We start from the raw sequence: 17625 nt of genomic DNA, 5'->3' as shown, positions 1-17625 counted from the left end.
CGGGGCCCGGCGGCTTCACCCCGCTGATCGAGTTACGCGGCGTCAACAAGCACTTCGGGGCGCTGCACGTGCTGCAGGACGTCGAGCTGACCGTCGGCCGGGGCGAGGTCGTGGTGGTGATCGGCCCCTCCGGCTCGGGGAAGTCCACGCTCTGCCGGGCCATCAACCGGCTGGAGCCGGTCGAGTCGGGCTCCATCGTGATCGACGGCCGGCCCCTGCCCGAGGAGGGCAAGGGGCTGGCCCGGCTTCGCGCCGAGGTCGGGATGGTGTTCCAGTCCTTCAACCTGTTCGCGCACAAGACCGTGCTGCAGAACGTCTCGCTGGCGCAGGTGAAGGTGCGCGGCCGGTCCCGGGCGGAGGCCGACGCCAAGTCCCGGGCGCTGCTGGAACGGGTCGGGCTGGCCTCGCAGGCGGACAAGTACCCGGCCCAGCTCTCCGGCGGCCAGCAGCAGCGGGTGGCGATCGCCCGGGCGCTGGCCATGGACCCCAAGGCACTGCTGTTCGACGAGCCGACCTCGGCACTCGACCCCGAGATGATCAACGAGGTGCTGGACGTGATGCGCCGACTGGCGCACGAGGGCATGACGATGGTCGTGGTGACCCACGAGATGGGCTTCGCCCGGGCCTCCGCCAACCGGGTGGTCTTCATGGCCGACGGACGGATCGTCGAGGACCGCGCCCCGGAGGACTTCTTCGGCGCCCCGGAGAGCGAGCGGGCCCGGGACTTTCTCTCCAAGATCCTCAAGCACTGAGGCCGGGCCCGTGAAGAAGATCGTGACCCTCGCGGCCGCCGCCGTGCTGCTGGCCGGCTGCGGCAAGGCCGGCACCCCGCCGCCGAAGGGGCCGCAGCCCAGCGCGCTGCCCAGCTACCAGGTCGCGACCGGCGCCCCGGTGAGCGGCTCGCCGACCCTGGACGCGGCCCGCGGCCGGGGGCACCTGGTGGTCGGCGCCAAGGAGGACCAGCCCTACCTGGGCCAGAAGAACCCGGCGACCGGGGAGTACTCCGGCTTCGACATCGAGATCGCCAAGATGGTCGCCGCCGACCTCGGATTCGGCCCGGACCGGATCGAGTTCCGCACCATCGCCTCCGCCAACCGCGAGACCGCGCTGCAGAACGGCCAGGTCGACTACTACGTCGGCACCTACACCATCAACGACAACCGCAAGAAGCTGGTCGGCTTCGCCGGGCCGTACTTCCTGGCCGGGCAGTCGCTGCTGGTGCGCAAGAACAACAAGGACATCCACGGGCCGCAGGACCTGGACGGCAAGAAGGTCTGCTCGGCGTCCGGCTCCACCCCGTACCAGCGGATCCAGAAGCAGTACCCGAAGGCGCACCTGATCGGGTACGACACCTACTCCGCCTGCGTCGACAACCTGATCACCTCCCAGGTGGACGCCGTCACCACCGACAACACCATCCTGATGGGCTACGCGGCCAAGGTGCCGGACGAGCTCAAGGTGGTGGGGGAGCCGTTCTCCCAGGAGCCCTACGGGATCGGCACGCCGAAGAACGACACCGTGCTGCGCGGCGCCCTCAACGACGCGCTGGCGCACCACGAGGCGAACGGCGACTGGAAGAAGGCGTACGACGCGACCCTCGGCCTGTCCGGGGTGCCCGCGCCCGCCCCGCCGCCGATCGACCGGTACTGAGGAAGGGCCGGCCTGTGAAGACGCTGACCGACAACTGGTCCACCTACTGGGAGGGCTTCCTCGGCACCCTCGCGCTGTTCGCGGTGAGCGCCGTGCTGGCGCTGGTGCTCGGGGTGCTGATGGCGAGCTTCCGGGTCTCGCCGGTGCGCCCGCTGCGGGCGTTCGGCACCACCTGGGTCACCCTGCTGCGCAACACCCCGCTGACCCTGCTGTTCTTCATCGTCGTGCTGGGCCTGCCCCGGTTCGACATCACCCTGCCGTTCTTCACCTTCGCGGTGCTCGCGCTCGGCTGCTACACCTCGGCGTTCGTCTGCGAGGCGATGCGCTCGGGGGTGAACACGGTGCCGGTCGGGCAGGGCGAGGCGGCGCGCAGCCTGGGCATGACCTTCGGCCAGACGATGGGGCTGGTGGTGCTGCCGCAGGCGTACCGCTCGGTGGTGGCACCGATCGGCAGTGTGATGATCGCCCTGGCGAAGAACACGGCGATCGCCGGCTCCTTCAGCGTCACCGAGCTGCTCGGCACCTACCGGACCATCAACGAGCTGGGCTACAGCATCGTCTGGACGTTCGTCTGGATCGCCGTCGGCTATCTGATCATCACCCTGGCCATCAGTGCCGTGTTCAACCTGCTGGAACGACGACTGGCGGTGTCGCGATGACGGCGGAATCCTCGGCGCTCTACGACATCCCCGGCCCGAAGGCGCTCGCCCGGCACCGGCTGTACGGCGGGATCGCGCTGCTGGCGATCGCCGCGCTGCTCGGCTGGATCGTCTACATGCTCTTCCACACCAACCAGTTCACCGCGGCCAAGTGGACGGCCTTCCAGTACCAGGGCGTCCAGGACCTGCTGCTGCGCGGGCTCGCCAACACCCTCAAGGCCTTCGGCTGGACGGTGCTCTTCGCGCTGCCGTTCGGCGCGCTGCTCGCCGTCGGGCGGCTCTCCGACCACCGGGCGGTGCGCTGGGTGTCCACCCTGGTCGTGGAGTTCTTCCGGGCGATGCCGCTGCTGGTGATGATCTTCTTCATCTTCGTCGCCCTCAAGGTCGAACCGCTCTGGGCGCTGGTGGCCGGGCTGGTCCTCTACAACGGGTCGGTGCTCGCCGAGGTGTTCCGGGCCGGTGTGCTCGCGGTGCCCAAGGGCCAGCGGGAGGCGGCCTTCGCACTCGGCATGCGCAAGTCCCAGGTGATGGCGTACGTCCTGGTGCCGCAGGCCGCCCGGGCGATGCTGCCGGCGATCATCAGCCAGCTGGTGGTGGCGCTCAAGGACACCTCGCTGGGCTTCCTGATCACCTACGAGGAGTTCCTGCACGCCGGCAAGCTGATCGCCACCAACCTGGACTACGACCTGCCGTTCATCCCGGTGGTGATGGTGATCGCGCCGATCTACATCGGCATGTGCCTGCTGCTCTCCTGGTTCGCGCACTGGGTCGAGCGGCGCAGCCGGCGCAGCCCGAGCGCGCGCGGCGGGGCCCCGGTGGCGCCGGCCGAGGTGTCGATGGGGGTGCCGCCGTCCGCGCGGCCGTGACCGGGCGGGACGGGCGGTTCGCCGGTAAACCATAGGTGCGGCCGAGGTCTGGCTGGGTACCTCCAAACTCTGCTTATGATTGCCGGACCAGTGACACGACGGCCGGGCGGAGGGACAGTGGAGCCGGTGTTCGACTCGCGGCACATCCGGACCTTCCACGAGGTCGTCCGGGCCGGCTCCTACTCGGCGGCGGCCCGCGAACTCGGCTACACCCAGCCCGCCATCACCCAGCAGATGAAGGCCCTGGAGCGCACCGTCGGCCTGCCGCTGTTCACCCGGGCCGGGCGCGGGCTGCGGCTCACCGAGGCCGGCGAGGCGCTCGCCCGGCACGCCGAGCAGATCCTCGGCAGCCTTTCCGCCGCCCAGCAGCAGCTCGCCGCGCTGGGCCGGCTGCGCGCCGGACGCGTGCGGGTCTGCGCCTTCCCCAGCGCCAACGCCACCCTGATACCGGAGGCGATGGCCCGGCTGCTCGCCGAGCACCCCGGTGTGCGGGTCGAACTCCTGGAGGCCGAGCCGCCGGACTCGGTCCAGCGGCTGCTGCGCGGGGAGTGCGACATCGCGCTGGCCTTCCGCTACCCGGGGGCGCCCGCCGAGGTGCCGGACGAGCTGGACGAGATCCCGCTGATGGAGGACCTGCTGACCGTGCTGCTGCCGGTCGGCCACCCGCTCGGGCGCCGGCACGCCGTACGGCTCGCCGACCTCGACGGCGAGCGGTGGATCGCCGGCTGTCCGCGCTGCCGGGCCAACCTGCTGCACGTCTGCGCCGAGGAGGGCTTCGCCCCGGACATCGTGTTCTCCACCGACGACAACCTCGCCGTGCAGAGCCTGGTCGCCGCCGGGGTCGGGATCGCCCTGATGCCCGCGCTGGTGCTCTCCTTCATGTGCCACCGCAAGGTCACCGGCCGGGCCGTCGAGCCGCACCTGCGGCGCCAGGTCAGCGCGTACGTGCTCCGCGAGCACCGACGGATCCCGGCGACCGCGCTGGTCCTGGACCACCTGCGGCAGGCCGCCGCGGCGCGGGTGGGCTGCTGAGCACCGCCCACCGATAAGCGGTGGTTGGGGGAGAGCGAAAGAACCCTCCTTGGACGTGATGGGTCGGCGGCGGCGAACCTGCTGGCATGACAACGTCAGCCACGGTCGGCAGCGGCCGGCTCACCGAGCGCATGACCGCCCTCGTCGGCGAGATCCGCGCGGTCGTGGACCGCGGCCTGCCACCCGAGCTCACCGCGTACCTGGTCGGCGAACGGCTCGCCCCGCACCTCGGCGACGGCGAACTGCTCACCGAGGACCAGCGCGAGGGCGACCCCGAGCGCTACCGCCAGCACGTCCTGCACGCCGAGGACGACGGCGCCTTCTCCGTGGTCGCCCTGGTCTGGCTGCCCGGCCAGCACACCCCGATCCACGACCACGTCTCCTGGTGCGTGGCCGGCGTCCACCAGGGCCAGGAGAGCGAGACCCGCTACCGGCTGGTCTCCGACGGGCGCACCGCCCACCTGGTCGAGACCGAGCACGTGGTCGGCCCGGCCGGCACCGTCGCCGCCTTCGCCCCGCCCGGCGACATCCACCTGGTGCGCAACGCCTGCGGCACCACCGCCATCTCCATCCATGTGTACGGCGCCGACGTCTCCCGGCTCGGCACCAGCATCCGGCGGGTCTACCGGCTGCCCGCCGGCGAACAGCGGTGAACCCCCGATGGCCCTGACCCTCCGGGACCGCGCCGTCCGCGTGCCGCGCACCCGCGCCCTGCCCCCGCTCGGCGGCAACGCCCCCGGCCTGCTGCTCGCCGGGCTCGGCGTCGCCGCCGCCTTCGCCGTCCACCAGGCCGTCCCCGCCGTGCCCAGGCTCACCGCCGCCGTGGTGCTCGGTGTCGCCGCCGCCCACCTGCCCGGCCTGCGCCCGGTGGTGCGCGGCGTCGCCCGGCCCGGGCTCTCCACCGCCGGCAAGCGGCTGATGCGGGTGGGCATCGTGCTGCTCGGCCTCAAACTGAGCCTCGGCGATGTGCTCGGCCTCGGCTGGGCCACCGTCGCCATGGTGCTCGCGGTGGTCGCCGCCACCTTCGCCGGCACCCTCTGGCTCGGGCGCCGGCTCGGCCTGCCCGGCGACCAGCCGCTGCTGGTCGCCACCGGCTACTCGATCTGCGGCGCCTCGGCGATCGGCGCGGTCAGCCAGGCCGCCGGCAGCGACGAGGAGGACGTCGCCGCCTCCGTCGCCCTGGTCACCCTCTGCGGCACCCTGGCCATCGCCGTCCTGCCGCTGCTCCAGCACCCGCTCGGCCTGGACGCGAGCGGCTTCGGCCGCTGGGTCGGCGCCAGCGTGCACGACGTCGGGCAGGTGGTGGCCACCGCGCAGAGCGGCGGGGCGGGCGCGCTGCGCGAGGCCGTGCTGGTCAAGCTGATGCGGGTGGTCCTGCTCGCGCCGCTGGTCGCCGGGGTCGCGGTGGCCGCCCGGCGCTCGCGCCGGCGCGCCGACACCGCCGAGGCGCCCGGCAAGCGGCCGCCGCTGGTGCCGCTGTTCGTCGCCGGCTTCCTGGCCATGATCGCGCTGCGCACCACCGGGGTGCTGCCCGAGCGGGCCCTCTCGCTCGCCGGGGACGCCCAGGAACTGCTGCTCGCGGCCGCCCTGTTCGGGCTCGGCAGCGCCGTCCATCTGCCGACCATGGTGCGTACCGGCGGCCGGATCGCGCTGCTCGGGCTCGGCTCCTGGGTGGTGGTCGCGGGGGTCTCCTACGCCGGGGTGCTGGCCACCGGGTAAACACCGGGCGTCCGGGCGCCGGCTGGACTAGGGTCGGGCGGGTGGTCCGGCCGGGTCGGCCGGCCTGTGCGCCCGTGTCCCCGAGCACCGCAGAGGAACCCGCATGCCCACCGCACCGCCCGCACGGGACGGCTCCGACGCCGTCGTCACGCTCGACCGGCGCGAGGGCCCGTACGGGGAGGTGGCGTTGCGGCGGCGCGGGGGGACCTACGAGATCATCGCCAACGGCTGCTTCCTGATGGACACCGCCGACGGGCGCTCCGAGCGGCTGCTGGTCCGGGCGGCGCTGGACGAGCTGGAGCGGACCGGGCCGGTGACGGCGCCCTCGGTGCTGATCGGCGGCCTGGGCGTCGGCTTCTCGCTGGCCCGTGCGGCGGCCGAGCCGCGCTGGGGGCGGATCGCCGTGGTGGAGCGCGAGGGCGCGATCATCGCGTGGCACCGCGGCGGCCCGCTGGCCGCCTTCTCGGCCGGGGCGCTGGACGACCCGAGGGTCGAGGTGCTGCACACCGACCTGCTGGACTACCTGGCCGGCGCCGACGGCGTCCGCCACCACGCGCTCTGCCTGGACATCGACAACGGTCCGGACTGGACGGTCACCGACGCCAACGCCGGGCTGTACGGCCCGGACGGGCTGGCGGCGCTGCGGCGGCGGCTGGAGCCGGGCGGGGTGCTGGCGGTGTGGAGCGCCCGGCCGTCCGCGGCCTTCGAGGAGGCGCTGCGGGCGGCCGGCTTCACGGACGTGGCGACCCGGGAGGTCGCGGTGGCCCGGGGCGTGCCGGACGTCGTGCACCTGGCCCGCCGCGCGCGGTGAGCGCGTGACGGGCCAGGCACCGTACGGGTGTGACTCCCCGGGTGTGACGACGTGTGCGGCTACTTCAGACCGTTGTCCACCGCGGCCATCAGCTCCCCGTTCGGGGTGTCACCGTCGAAGGCCCAGACCATCGCGCCGGCCAGCCCCTGGGACTTGATCCAGGCGGTCTTGCGGGCGATCTCGGTCGGGTCGTCGTAGGTGTAGAAGACGCTCCCGTTGTAGATGTAGGCGTGGCCGGCCACCGGGTCGCGGTAGATGGTGTAACCGCCGCTGGTGGCCATCTCCTTGAGCTTCTTGTAGTCCTCGAAGCCCGCCTCGTAGGTGCCCGGGCCGGGGCCCGTCGCGGTCTGGAAGAGGCCGTTGGTGGTGCCGCGCGGCACGCCCGTCCAGCCGCGTCCGTAGAACGGGATGCCCAGCGTGAGCTTGCTCTTCGGGGCGCCGCCGTCGACGTACGCGGCGATCGCGACCTCGGAGCTGAACTGGCGGGCCGGCGGGTTCGGGTCGCCGGCGGCGACCTTGATGCCGGACTGCTGGTTGGTGACCATCTCCCAGCCGCCGTGGTAGTCGTAGCCCTGGATGGTGGCGAAGTCGAAGGCGCCGAACAGGCCCGGGACGTCGATGCCCGCGGTGACCTTGGCCGGGTCGGCCGGGAGGAAGGCGCTCAGCGTGTAGTGCTTGCCGGTGGTGGCGCCGAGGGCGTCCAGCTGGCGGCGGAACTCCTGGGCCAGCAGGGTGTAGTTGGCCTTGTCGGCGGGCCGGAAGATGTTCCCGGTGTGCCCGTCGGAGTTCGGCCACTCCCAGTCGAGGTCGATGCCGTCGAAGATGCCGGCCGCGCTGCCCGCGCCGCCGCGGCCGTCGATCACCGGCAGGTTGCCCTTGATGTACATGTCGATGCAGGAGCTGACCAGCGCCTTGCGGGAGGCGTCGGTGGCCGCCGCGTCGGAGAACCACTTGCTGTAGGACCAACCGCCCAGCGAGATCTGGATCTTGAGGTTGGGGTACTTGGCCTTGAGCTGCTTCAGCTGGTTGAAGTTGCCGGCCAGCTTCTGGTCCCAGGTGTCGGTGGTGCCGGCCACCGAGTTGCCGGCGTCCCAGCCCTTGCCGAAGTCGGCCCAGGCGTCACCGGCGCCGTCGCCCGCGTTCGGGTCGTTGTCCGGCCCGGCCGCCTTGTTGGTGATGAAGCACTGCTTGGTGTTCGGGTGGATGTTGGCGAAGGCGTAGTTGATCACCGAGAGCCGGCCGGCCGAGCCGGAGGTGTCGAGCTGCTTCACGCTGTAGCCGCGGGCGTAGATGCTCCACTGGGTGAAGTAGCCGATCTTCAGCGCGCCGCCGGTGCCGCCCTTCTTGGTGCGGGCGGTGACCGGGCCGGAGACCGGGGAGACGTTGCCGGCCGCGTCGCGGGCCTTGACGGTGAAGGTGTACTCGGTGTCCGGGGCCAGGCCGCCGACGGTGCCGGAGGGGCTGGTGACCGTGGTCACCACGCCGTTGCTCGCGGTGATGTCGTAGGCGGTGACGCTGACGTTGTCGGTGCTGGCCGCCCAGCTGAGCGAGACCGAGCTGGAGTCCGTGCCGGTGACGGCCGGGGTGCCCGGCGTGGTCGGCGCCTCCTTGTCCTCGATCGGCGGCGGGGTGGTGACGCTCACCGGGCCGGCCGCCGCCGAGCGGTTGCCCGCCGCGTCGAAGGCCTGGACGGTGAACTGGTAGGTGGTGCCGCCGGTCAGGCCCTGCACCGTGACGCCGGTGGCGGTGCCGTCGGTGGTGGCCACCTTGGTGCCGTCCTTGTAGACGTCGTACCCGGTGACGCCGACGTTGTCGGTGCTCGCCGTCCAGGAGAGCGCCGCCGTGGTCTGGGTGACGGTGCCGGACTTCAGGGCACCCGGGACGGTCGGCGGGGTCAGGTCGTCGCCGCTGCCGTCGCACGGCTTGCCGTTCAGCTTGCAGTTCGCCAGGGGCTGGTAGCTGCCCGAGTAGGCGATGTTGAAGCCGACGCTGTAGGTGCCGCCGACCGGCAGGGTGGAGGCCCAGCCGGGGTTCTTCACCGTGACGTGGGAGGCCGAGGTGGTGTACGAGGCGTTCCAGAGGCCGGCCACGGTGTTGCCGCTGGGCAGGTCGAACTCCAGCGTCCAGCCGTTGACCGGGGCGCTGGAGCCGTTGGTGATGGTGTAGCTGCCCTCGTAGCCGCTGCCCCAGTCGCTGCCCTTGGTGAGGGACGCGGTCAGCGACCCGGCGGCGGCCTGCGCGGCCGCGTCGGCGGCGGCGTGGGCCAGGGTGGCGGGGAGGGCGGCACCGAGCAGGGGGACGAGCAGGGTCCCGGCCGCGAGCAGCGGCAGGCTGATCCGACGTTTGCGCATGGATGTGGCTCCTGTCCTGGGGTCCCGGGGCAGGCCCGGACGCCCCGTAACCCGTGGGGAGGTGTCAGGTGCGTGGAGCAGCGTGCTCCGGGCCATGGGGGCGGCGCGGAACCGGTCCTCGGGCCGTCGGGGTGCCACGGAGGATCCTGTGCCGAGCGTAGGGAGCGGACGGGTGAACTGGCAATAGGTCTGTACCAGTTGTCGATCGTGAACATGACCGGGGGCAGACGGCGACCGCCCCGGCGACCGGGGTCGCCAGGGCGGTGGGGTGGTGAGGGTCCGATCTCAGCCGAAGGGATCCTGCTCCGGAGCGGAGCCGGGGACGGCCGGCGGGGCGCTGGGCGGCGGCGGGACGGCCGCGGAGCGCGGCGCCGGGATCGTGGTGCCGAACGGGTCGGCGGCCTGCTCGGCCGCGGTGACCGTGCCGAACGGGTCGGTGACCGGGGCGGCCGAAGGCTGCGGGGCGGCGGCCGGCAGCGGTTCGGCGGCCGGGGCGGCCCCCATGATGCCGAAGGGGTCGAAGTCCGGCGGGGGCACCATCACGGGCGTGCCCTTGGGCGGCCGGGGGGCGTCGGCGCTCTCCGGGGCCGCCGGCTCCGCGGCCGGGGTGCCGAGGATGCCGAAGGGGTCGAAGTCCGGCGGCGGGACCATGACCGGGGTGCCCTTGGGCGGGGCGGGCGGCTGCGCGGCGTCGTCGGGCACCAGGATCGGCTGGGCCGGGGTCGGGTCGGCGACCGGGGCGAAGGGGTTGAAGTCGGCCGGCGGGATGCGCACCGGCGTGGCGTCCTCCTCGGGTGCCTGCGGTGCCTGCGGTGCCTGCGGTGCCTGCGGTGCCTGCGGTGCCTGCGGTGCCTGCGGTGCCTGCGGTGCCTGCGGTGCCTGCGGTGCCGGCGGCACCGGGGGCGTGGCGGGCGCGGCCTGGGCGGGGACGGCGGCGGTCGGGGCCGGCACGGGCGCGGCGGCCGGTGCGGAGGCGGGGACGGCGGGCGCGGCCTGGGCGGGGACGGCGGCCACGGGCGCCGGCGCGACCGGGGCCGCGGGCACACCGTCCCAGGCGAACTGCACGCTCTTCAGCACCTCGGCGAAGACGTCCGCGTACAGCTCCCAGTCCTGCGGCTGGGCGGTCGTCAGCTGCACGCAGAGCACCGAGACGCCGTCCGGCAGCGGTACGAACGCCTCCACCACCGAGGTGACCGCCCAGCGGCGCCCCCCGTCGGCGGCCAGCGGGCCCGGCACCGGGACGCTGCGCCCCTCGACCAGGACGGCGGCCGGCCCGGCGGGCAGCAGCACCGTCCAGACCTCGGCGTGCCGGCGCACGGTGGCCAGTTCGGTGGCCAGGCCGGTGATCGGCAGCGGGTGGCGGGCCAGCGAGACGACCAGGGTGGCGTCGGTCGGCCGGCCGGCCAGGTGGAAGGCGCCGATGCCCGCGTAGACGGCGCCGGAGGCGGTGACAACGTCCGCCAGGGCGGCGGCGATCAGCGCGAAGTCGCGGCGCTCGGCGGTACCGGCGCCGCTGAACAGCTCCTCGGCGGTCTCGGCCAGATGCGCGGTCAGGGCGGCGGCGGCCGCGCCGGTGGCCGGGGCGATCCCGCCGCCGGCCGGGATGCCGTCCACCGGGCCGGTGCGCACCGTCCGGGCGGAGACCCCGGGCGGGCCGTCCGGGCAGGTGAGGGTGTGGAAGCCCGGCGGGACGACCAGCCGGACCTCGGCGCCCGCGCCGGTGGGCAGTTCGACCGGTTGGCGGGTCTGCTGACCGGCCGCCAGCGCGGCCAGCGGCGCGGCGAAGGCGGGGCGGAGCTTGGGGTCGGCGGGCTCGCCGGTCACCGGCAGCTCGAAGTGCTCGGCGGTGACCTCCTCGGCGGAGCCGGCCGCCGCGCCGCGGACCGGGCCGGCGCCGTAGCGGGCCAGCAGCGCGCCGGTCGCCAGCGGGGCCAGCGCGGCGCCGGTGCCCGGGCGGGCGGTGCCGGCGGTGACCACGGTGCCGAGCCGGTCGACGGCGGTGTGCACCGGGCCGTTGGGCGCCAGCGGAAGGTGGAACAGGGCGTCGGCGGCGGGGTGCCCGGCGGTCCGCAGGGCGGTCAGCGCGGCCGCCGGATGGCGCGAGGTCCGGGCGCCGAGGAGGGCGTCGGTGAGGCTGCCGAGGGTCGCGGAGACCCGCTCCGCGGCCGCGAAGGGGTTGGCCTCCGCGCTGAACTGGCCGTCCTGGGTCAACTGTTGAGCCCCCCGCTCTGCTCGCTCTGCGTTCGTGGTCCGTGGACCCCGGCCCGGGGGTGACCGGCGGGCCGTCAGATCCGTGCACATTCCTATCAGAGGCCGCCGACGCGGCAGAACCGGCCGTCCGGCGTCAGCCGGCGTCCGGGGTCCCGGGCCGCCCGGCCGGACCGGGAGCGGCGGCCAGGGCGGTGAGGGCGTCGGCCAGGCCCGGGACGGCCAGCAGGCCCGCCAGGTCGGCCACCAGCCGTCCGGTCGGGCCGTCCGGGCGCTCGTCGGCGAAGAAGCCGGCCAGCTCGGCGGCCAGCGCGGGCTCCCGGGCGGCGGTCAGGGTGAGCGCCGCCACGAACTCCTGCACCAGGTGCAGCTGCAGGTCCTCCAGCGGCACCGAGCGGTCGGCCAGCCACTCCAGCGAGGTGATCTCGGCGTTGGCGATCCAGGCCCGGACGGTCAGCCGCAGCCCCGGGCTGGGCGAGGGCAGCGCCAGATGGCCGAGGATCTGGTCGTGCGCGGCCTGCCGGACCTCGTCGATCACCGCCGAGGTGTTGGTGCTGGCCGTCACCGAGCCGCCGCGCAGCAGCGCCGCGAACCCGGGGCCGTGGCTCTGCACGAAGTCCAGGTAGCGGCCCATCACCCGGTACAGGCGCTCGGAGAGCGGGCCCTCGGCCGGCTCCTCGAACCGGGCCGACAGCTCCCGGCCGGCCCGGCGCAGCGACTCCTCGTAGATCGCCTGCTTGCCCGGGAAGTAGTGGTAGACCAGCGGCCGGGAGGCGCCCGCGGCGGCGGCGATGTCGTCGATCGACACCTCCTCCGGCGGGCGGTGGCTGAACAGCTCCAGCGCCACCGCGATCAGCTGCTCGCGCCGCTCGTCCACGCTGAGCCGGCGGCGCGGGCGCCCGGCGGGCTCCGGGCGGTCGCCGCGCGCGGGCGTGGACGCGGGGGAGGGGGCCGACGGCGTGCGGGATGCCATGCGCGCCACCCTATCCGCCGGTCAGGCCGGGTGGTGCTCAAGGTAGCGGCGGTAGGCCTCCCGGCCGTCCGGGACGAACACGTCGCGCTCCAGCCGCCCGGCCAGCTCGGCCGGGGTGAGCCAGGCGTGCCAGGCCACCTCGGACTCCTGCGGGGACACCGGGCCGTCCCACGCGGCCTCGTACACGTCCGACCACCAGGCGAGGCCGCCGCCGCGGAACAGGAAGCGGAACAGCGGGCGCGGGGCGATGCCGGTGACGCCGAGCTCCTCCTCGGCCTCCCGCACGGCGGCCCGCTGGTAGGTCTCGCCGGCGCCCACCACGCCGCCGACGAACATGTCGTACGCGCCCGGGGCGAACAGCTTGGTGTCGGTGCGCCGGTGCACGAAGATCCGCCCGGCCGGGTCGCGCACCAGGATGAAGACGCACCGGTGGATCAGTCCCCGCCGGTACACCTCCCCGCGCGGCGCGGTCCCGGTCACCCGGTCGTGCTCGTCGACGACGTCCAGCAGCTCATCGGCGGGATCGGCCGGATCGGCGGGATTGCTCTGCGCAGGCTCGGTCATGACCGACAGGTTAGGGTTTCCGGGCGATTCATGGACGGACGAACGACGAGGGCGGCACGCGCGGTGGTGGAGATCTGGGGCGAGACGGCCGGGGGCTTCGAGCCGGTGCGGGAGGCCTTCGAGCGCAACTTCCGCGAGTACGGGGAGCTCGGCGCGGCGTTCGCGCTGTACGCCGGCGGCCGCAAGGTGGTCGACCTGTGGGGCGGTGACGCCCGGCCCGAGGTCGGCGGGCGGCCCGCGCCGGCCGTGCCGTGGACCGCGGACACCGCGCAGGTGCTGCGCTCGGTCACCAAGGGCCTGACCGCCACCACCGCGCTGCTGCTCGCCGAGCGCGGGCAGCTCGACCTGGACGCCCCGGTCGTCTCGTACTGGCCGGAGTTCGGGGCGGCCGGCAAGGCCGGGGTGCCGGTGAGCTGGCTGCTGTCGCACCAGGCGGGGGTGCCGGCGCTGGACGTGCCGCTGCGGCTGGAGGACGTGCTCACCTGGGAGCGGGCGGCGGCCGCGGTGGCCGCCCAGGCGCCCGCCTGGGAGCCCGGCACGGCGCATGGCTACCACCCGTACACCTTCGGCTGGCTGGTCGGCGAGGTGGTGCGCCGGGTGAGCGGGCGCACCGTGGGCCAGTACTTCGCGCAGGAGATCGCCCGGCCGCTCGGCCTCGACCTGTGGATCGGCCTGCCGGCCGCCGCCGCGCCCCGGGTCGGCCGGCTGGTCGACCTGCCCGCGCCGCAGGCCGCCCGGACCGGTCCGAGCGGGCTGCGGCTGCGTCCCAAGCAGTCCGTGCGGGAGGCCTACCGGGACCCGGCCTCGCTGACCGCCCGGGCGTTCGCCTCGGTGCTGCCCGGGGTGGACCTGAACGACCCGGCGGTGCAGTCCGCCGAGATCCCCGGCGCGGGCGGGATCGGCACCGCGCGCTCGGTGGCCCGGTTCTACGCGGCGCTGATCGGCGCGGCGGACCGGCACAGCGGCGGCGGCGGGACGCTGCCGCCGCTGCTCGGGCCCGAGGTGCTGGCCCGGGCGGTCGGTCCGGTGGTCAGCGGCCCGGACCGGGTGCTGATCGTCAACTCCACCTTTGGGCTGGGCTTCTTCCGGCACAGCCCGACCGCGCCGATGGCCTCGCCGGCGAGCTTCGGCCACCCGGGCCGGGGCGGCTCGCTGGGCTTCGCCGACCCGGAACTCGGGATCGGCTTCGGCTACGTCACCAACGGCATGCAGCCCGGCGTCACCGGGGACATCCGCTCCCGCACGCTGATCCGGGCGGTGCGGGAGTGCCTCGGGGTGGCCTGAGGGCCCGGGGTCAGGCCTGGCCGGTCGCGAAGTGGCTGATCCGGCCGCCCTCGACGGTGAACTTCCAGGCGGTGCGCATCTCGCCCCAGGTCTCGTTGCGGTAGTCGGCGATCAGCGCCCGGCCGCCGTCGGATTCGGAGCGGACCTCCATGTGGCCGTGGACGGTGAAGATCTCGCGGTCGATCCAGTCCTGGAGGTCGCGCTCGGAGCCGTCGTCGGACATGGTCGCGTCCGGGGCGAGCAGGTCCACGAAGGCCTTCCGGTCGCCGGCGTTGATCGCGGTGACGGCGGCGCGCACGGTCGGGTCGGAGAGTTTGGCGGGGGCGATGGTCATCCGGTCTCCCAGGAGTCGAAGCGGGTCGGGACTCCTGTTTAGGACGTTGGCCGGGACTTGCCGCGCATGTCGGCGGCGCGTCGGGGATTTCCGGTGATTCATGTGCTTGGATCCCGGTACGGGTGATTTACCCCCCAGGGGTGCCCGATCGGGCCACGGGGAGTGGCGTACGGAGTGGGAAGTCGGCCGGCCCGGCTTCCCACTCCGCGTTCCGGGGTGCGGTGACCGCGGCGGCCTAGAACAGGCCGGTGGCCTGCGGGGAGTAGCTGACCAGTAGGTTCTTGGTCTGCTGGTAGTGCTCCAGGACGGCCTTGTGGCCCTCCCGGCCGATGCCGGAGTTCTTGTAGCCGCCGAACGCGGCGTGGGCCGGATAGGCGTGGTAGCAGTTGGTCCAGACCCGGCCGGCCTGGATGGCCCGGCCCGCCCGGTAGGCGGTGGAGCCGTCGCGGGTCCAGACGCCGGCGCCGAGCCCGTACAGGGTGTCGTTGGCGAGCGTGACCGCGTCGTCGAAGTCCTCGAAGCGGGTCACCGCGACCACGGGGCCGAAGATCTCCTCCTGGAAGACCCGCATCCCGTTGACGCCCTCGAAGACGGTCGGCGTGACGTAGTAGCCGCCGGACAGCGAGCCGCCGAGGTCGGCCCGCTCGCCGCCGGCCAGCACCTTGGCGCCCTCGGCCTGGCCGATCTCGACGTAGGAGAGGATCTTGCGCAGCTGCTCGGCGCTGGCCTGCGCGCCGACCTGGGTCTCGGTGTCCAGCGGGTTGCCCTGGCGCATCGCGCGCACCCGCTCCAGGCCGTCGGCGAGCAGCCGGTCGTAGACCGCGGACTCGATCAGCGCCCGGCTGGGGCAGGTGCAGACCTCGCCCTGGTTGAGGGCGAACATCGCGAAGCCCTCGACGGCCTTGTCGTAGAAGGCGTCCGGTTCGGCGGCGACGTCGGCGAAGAACAGGTTGGGGCTCTTGCCGCCGAGCTCCAGCGAGACCGGGATGAGGTTGCCGCTGGCGTACTGCGAGATCAGCCGGCCGGTGGTGGTCTCGCCGGTGAAGGCGATCTTCCGGATCCGGTCGCTGGAGGCGAGCGGGCGGCCGGCCTCCAGGCCGTAGCCGTTGACCACGTTGAGCACGCCCGGCGGCAGCAGGTCGGCGGTCAGCTCGACCAGCAGCAGCACGGAGGCCGGGGTCTGCTCGGCCGGCTTCAGCACCACGGTGTTGCCGGCCGCCAGCGCCGGGGCGATCTTCCAGACCGCCATCAGGATCGGGAAGTTCCACGGGATGATCTGGCCGACGACGCCCAGCGGCTCGTGGAAGTGGTACGCCACGGTGTCCTCGTCGAGCTGGGAGACGCCGCCCTCCTGGGCGCGCAGCGCGCCGGCGAAGTAGCGCAACTGGTCGACCGCCAGCGGCAGGTCGGCGCCGAGCGTCTCGCGGACCGGCTTGCCGTTCTCCCAGCTCTCGGCGACCGCGAGCCGTTCGAGGTTCTGCTCGATCCGGTCGGCGAGCCGCAGCAGCACCTGGGCGCGCTCGGCGGGCGGGGTGCGGCCCCAGGCCGGGGCGGCGGCGTGGGCGGCGTCCAGCGCGGCCTCGACGTCCTCGGCGGTGCCGCGGGCGACCTCGGTGAAGACCTCGCCGGTGACCGGGCTGGGGTTCTCGAAGTACCGGCCGAGGGCCGGCGGCGTCCACCGGCCGCCGATCCAGTGCTCGTAGCGGGGGCGGTAGTCGACGATGGATCCGGGCTGCCCGGGGGGCTGGTAGACCGGCATGCTCTGGTGCCTCCTCGCTGTCGGGGCACCGCTCCGGCGCGCGGGCCGGAGCGGTGCGCCGGGCCGCGCAGGGGCGGCCCGGCGGAGGGTACGGACACACACGCGGGTCGGGCGCCCCCTTGGGCCGGGGGCGTCCGCCGGGCAGCACCCTAGCCGGGGAACGGCCGGTTCGGCTACGGTCCGTACGACGGCGGTCGACGCAGGGTGGCGCGCGCCGTCTAGGCCTCCTGGTAGCGCCCGGTGCGGCGTTCCCAGCTCAGGTAGCCGGCCAGCCAGGTGACCAGGCCGTCGGCGTAGCGCTGGGCGATGATCCGCTCCACCCGGGCCAGGCCGAGCTCCCGGTACACGTCGGGCAGCCCCTCGTACAGCTCGTGGGAGCGTTCGGCCATCAGCTGCGCCTCGGTCATCACCACGGAGCAGGCCTCCTCGGCCGAGCAGTCCCGCTCCCGCCGCACGATCATCACCAGGTTGTTGACGTCGCCGCGCGGCGCCTCCAGCGGGAACGAGCGCACGTCGTTGGTCAGCGAGGGGATGTCGGCGGCGAGCTGGCGCAGCTGCCGCAGCACCGGGTGGTGCAGCACGGCCGGCGGCACCTCGAAGTGCCCGAGCCGCTCGATCATGTCGAAGATGGTCTCCATCGCGGCGGTGCCGCGCCGCAGCACCTGGTAGCCGGCCCGGTCGGGCGGGCGCGGGCTGATCCGCCCGGCCGCCTCGGCGGGGTGCGAGGCGAGGTAGTACTCCCAGTTGTACGCGGCGCGCGCCTGCCAGCGCGCCGGCATGCCCTGGACGCTGCGCGCCCACAGGTCGGCGAAGGCGGTCTCCACCGGCGAGCCGCGGTCGGCCGACGCGCCGTGCAGGACGGCGATCAGCCGGTCGCAGATCGGCGCGACCTCGGTGGGGCGGCGGCCGAGCGGGCCGTCGAACTGGTCGTCGAAGAGGAAGTAGAAACCCATGAGGTCGGCGGCCAGCGCGAGTTCGTCCGGTCCGGCGTCGGGGTAGCCGAGCGCCGCGAGGTCGACCACGTCCCAGTGCGCGTAGGACGGGTGGGTAGGGTCGGGCAGCAGTGGATGGCGGGTCAGCCAGGCGCGGTGCAGTTCGGTGGCGTACGGCCCGTGGTCGCTGCGACGGTGCGGGAACGGAATCTGAAGTGAGGTGTCGTCAGACATCGGACTCCCGGAGCTGCGAAGGGTGGGGGCTCTGATGGGTATTTCGGGTATTGGCGGGGGAGTTGGGGCTGCGCTGCCGGAGGGGGAGGATTGGTCAGGGCATGATCAACTTGGCACGCGGGGCGTAGAGTATCTGATGCAATGATCCGACGTTAGGGATATAGGGCAATTGCCCTCGGCTGGTCCTCCAAACCCCTCAACTCGCCCCTCGCCTGCGTGAATACACTCCACCAGGCCCCTTGCGGCGCT

Annotated in this window: 16 protein-coding genes; 9 read left to right on the top strand and 7 right to left on the bottom strand. The window is 73.9% G+C overall.

Going from position 1 to position 17625, the window contains the following annotated elements:
* The first annotated feature begins 23 nt into the window (after positions 1 to 23).
* The 8 genes from ABTX81_RS09055 (at position 24) to ABTX81_RS09020 (ending at position 6737) form a co-directional block, all read left to right on the top strand.
* The gene (locus tag ABTX81_RS09055; protein ID WP_350542802.1) at positions 24 to 752 is read left to right on the top strand and encodes an amino acid ABC transporter ATP-binding protein; all 729 of its coding nucleotides are present in this window, start codon (positions 24 to 26) and stop codon (positions 750 to 752) included.
* Positions 753 to 762: 10 nt separating this feature from the next.
* Positions 763 to 1650, top strand: coding sequence for a glutamate ABC transporter substrate-binding protein (locus ABTX81_RS09050; protein WP_350542573.1), 888 nt, complete (start codon positions 763 to 765; stop codon positions 1648 to 1650).
* 14 nt (positions 1651 to 1664) lie between these two features.
* The gene (locus ABTX81_RS09045) at positions 1665 to 2309 is read left to right on the top strand and encodes an amino acid ABC transporter permease (protein WP_350542572.1); all 645 of its coding nucleotides are present in this window, start codon (positions 1665 to 1667) and stop codon (positions 2307 to 2309) included.
* Positions 2306 to 3175 carry an amino acid ABC transporter permease gene (locus tag ABTX81_RS09040; protein WP_350542571.1) on the top strand — a complete coding sequence of 290 codons (870 nt, stop codon included), beginning with the start codon at positions 2306 to 2308 and terminating at the stop codon, positions 3173 to 3175. Before ABTX81_RS09045 ends, ABTX81_RS09040 begins: the two co-directional genes overlap by 4 nt.
* Positions 3176 to 3301: 126 nt before the next feature.
* Positions 3302 to 4207: a LysR family transcriptional regulator gene (locus ABTX81_RS09035; RefSeq protein ID WP_350542570.1), complete on the top strand. Its 906-nt coding sequence runs from the start codon at positions 3302 to 3304 to the stop codon at positions 4205 to 4207.
* Positions 4208 to 4293: 86 nt separating this feature from the next.
* A complete protein-coding gene (locus tag ABTX81_RS09030; protein WP_350542569.1) occupies positions 4294 to 4860 on the top strand; it encodes a cysteine dioxygenase family protein in 567 nt (188 codons plus the stop codon).
* A 7-nt stretch (positions 4861 to 4867) separates the two neighbouring features.
* On the top strand, positions 4868 to 5926 hold the full coding sequence (locus ABTX81_RS09025) for a YeiH family protein (RefSeq protein WP_350542568.1): 1059 nt from the start codon (positions 4868 to 4870) through the stop codon (positions 5924 to 5926).
* A gap of 103 nt (positions 5927 to 6029) precedes the next feature.
* Complete coding sequence (locus ABTX81_RS09020; RefSeq protein ID WP_350542567.1) at positions 6030 to 6737, top strand: spermidine synthase family protein; 708 nt, start codon at positions 6030 to 6032, stop codon at positions 6735 to 6737.
* Positions 6738 to 6796: 59 nt separating this feature from the next.
* Here ABTX81_RS09020 and ABTX81_RS09015 read toward each other — a convergent pair whose 3' ends face one another.
* The 4 genes from ABTX81_RS09015 to ABTX81_RS09000 form a co-directional block, all read right to left on the bottom strand.
* Complete coding sequence (locus ABTX81_RS09015; protein WP_350542566.1) at positions 6797 to 9088, bottom strand: glycosyl hydrolase family 18 protein; 2292 nt, start codon at positions 9086 to 9088, stop codon at positions 6797 to 6799.
* A gap of 285 nt (positions 9089 to 9373) precedes the next feature.
* Entirely contained in the window at positions 9374 to 11299 is a 1926-nt protein-coding gene (locus tag ABTX81_RS09010; protein ID WP_350542565.1) for a hypothetical protein, read from the bottom strand.
* Between the two features lie 133 nt (positions 11300 to 11432).
* The gene (locus ABTX81_RS09005) at positions 11433 to 12269 is read right to left on the bottom strand and encodes a TetR/AcrR family transcriptional regulator (RefSeq protein ID WP_350542564.1); all 837 of its coding nucleotides are present in this window, start codon (positions 12267 to 12269) and stop codon (positions 11433 to 11435) included.
* 21 nt (positions 12270 to 12290) lie between these two features.
* Positions 12291 to 12833: an NUDIX hydrolase gene (locus tag ABTX81_RS09000; RefSeq protein WP_350542563.1), complete on the bottom strand. Its 543-nt coding sequence runs from the start codon at positions 12831 to 12833 to the stop codon at positions 12291 to 12293.
* Between the two features lie 30 nt (positions 12834 to 12863).
* Here ABTX81_RS09000 and ABTX81_RS08995 point away from each other — a divergent pair, with 30 nt between their 5' ends.
* A complete protein-coding gene (locus tag ABTX81_RS08995; protein ID WP_350542562.1) occupies positions 12864 to 14117 on the top strand; it encodes a serine hydrolase in 1254 nt (417 codons plus the stop codon).
* A 10-nt stretch (positions 14118 to 14127) separates the two neighbouring features.
* On the opposite strand, the gene ABTX81_RS08990 is transcribed toward ABTX81_RS08995, so the two are convergent.
* From ABTX81_RS08990 to ABTX81_RS08980, 3 genes are all read right to left on the bottom strand, one after another.
* Positions 14128 to 14451 (bottom strand): nuclear transport factor 2-like protein, encoded by a 324-nt coding sequence (locus tag ABTX81_RS08990; RefSeq protein ID WP_350542561.1) that lies wholly within the window; start codon positions 14449 to 14451, stop codon positions 14128 to 14130.
* Positions 14452 to 14686: 235 nt separating this feature from the next.
* Positions 14687 to 16210, bottom strand: coding sequence for an acetaldehyde dehydrogenase ExaC (exaC, locus tag ABTX81_RS08985; protein ID WP_350542560.1), 1524 nt, complete (start codon positions 16208 to 16210; stop codon positions 14687 to 14689).
* Positions 16211 to 16428: 218 nt separating this feature from the next.
* Positions 16429 to 17376 carry a terpene synthase family protein gene (locus tag ABTX81_RS08980; protein ID WP_350542559.1) on the bottom strand — a complete coding sequence of 316 codons (948 nt, stop codon included), beginning with the start codon at positions 17374 to 17376 and terminating at the stop codon, positions 16429 to 16431.
* Between the last annotated feature and the right edge of the window lie 249 nt (positions 17377 to 17625).

Source organism: Kitasatospora sp. NPDC097605 (assembly GCF_040302725.1).
In the GTDB taxonomy this organism is placed as follows: Bacteria; Actinomycetota; Actinomycetes; order Streptomycetales; family Streptomycetaceae; genus Kitasatospora.
The sequence above is the reverse complement of the archived record's forward strand: the minus strand, read 5'-3'. Positions and strand labels throughout refer to the sequence as shown.

Coding starts and splice junctions, on each gene's coding strand:
- ABTX81_RS09040 (WP_350542571.1), top strand. CDS start 2,306: ATGACGGCGGAATCCTCGGCGCTCTACGACATCCCCGGCCCGAAGGCG.
- ABTX81_RS09030 (WP_350542569.1), top strand. CDS start 4,294: ATGACAACGTCAGCCACGGTCGGCAGCGGCCGGCTCACCGAGCGCATG.
- ABTX81_RS09025 (WP_350542568.1), top strand. CDS start 4,868: ATGGCCCTGACCCTCCGGGACCGCGCCGTCCGCGTGCCGCGCACCCGC.
- ABTX81_RS09020 (WP_350542567.1), top strand. CDS start 6,030: ATGCCCACCGCACCGCCCGCACGGGACGGCTCCGACGCCGTCGTCACG.
- ABTX81_RS09015 (WP_350542566.1), bottom strand. CDS start 9,088: ATGCGCAAACGTCGGATCAGCCTGCCGCTGCTCGCGGCCGGGACCCTG.
- ABTX81_RS09005 (WP_350542564.1), bottom strand. CDS start 12,269: ATGGCATCCCGCACGCCGTCGGCCCCCTCCCCCGCGTCCACGCCCGCG.
- ABTX81_RS09000 (WP_350542563.1), bottom strand. CDS start 12,833: ATGACCGAGCCTGCGCAGAGCAATCCCGCCGATCCGGCCGATCCCGCC.
- ABTX81_RS08995 (WP_350542562.1), top strand. CDS start 12,864: ATGGACGGACGAACGACGAGGGCGGCACGCGCGGTGGTGGAGATCTGG.
- ABTX81_RS08990 (WP_350542561.1), bottom strand. CDS start 14,451: ATGACCATCGCCCCCGCCAAACTCTCCGACCCGACCGTGCGCGCCGCC.
- exaC (WP_350542560.1), bottom strand. CDS start 16,210: ATGCCGGTCTACCAGCCCCCCGGGCAGCCCGGATCCATCGTCGACTAC.
- ABTX81_RS08980 (WP_350542559.1), bottom strand. CDS start 17,376: ATGTCTGACGACACCTCACTTCAGATTCCGTTCCCGCACCGTCGCAGC.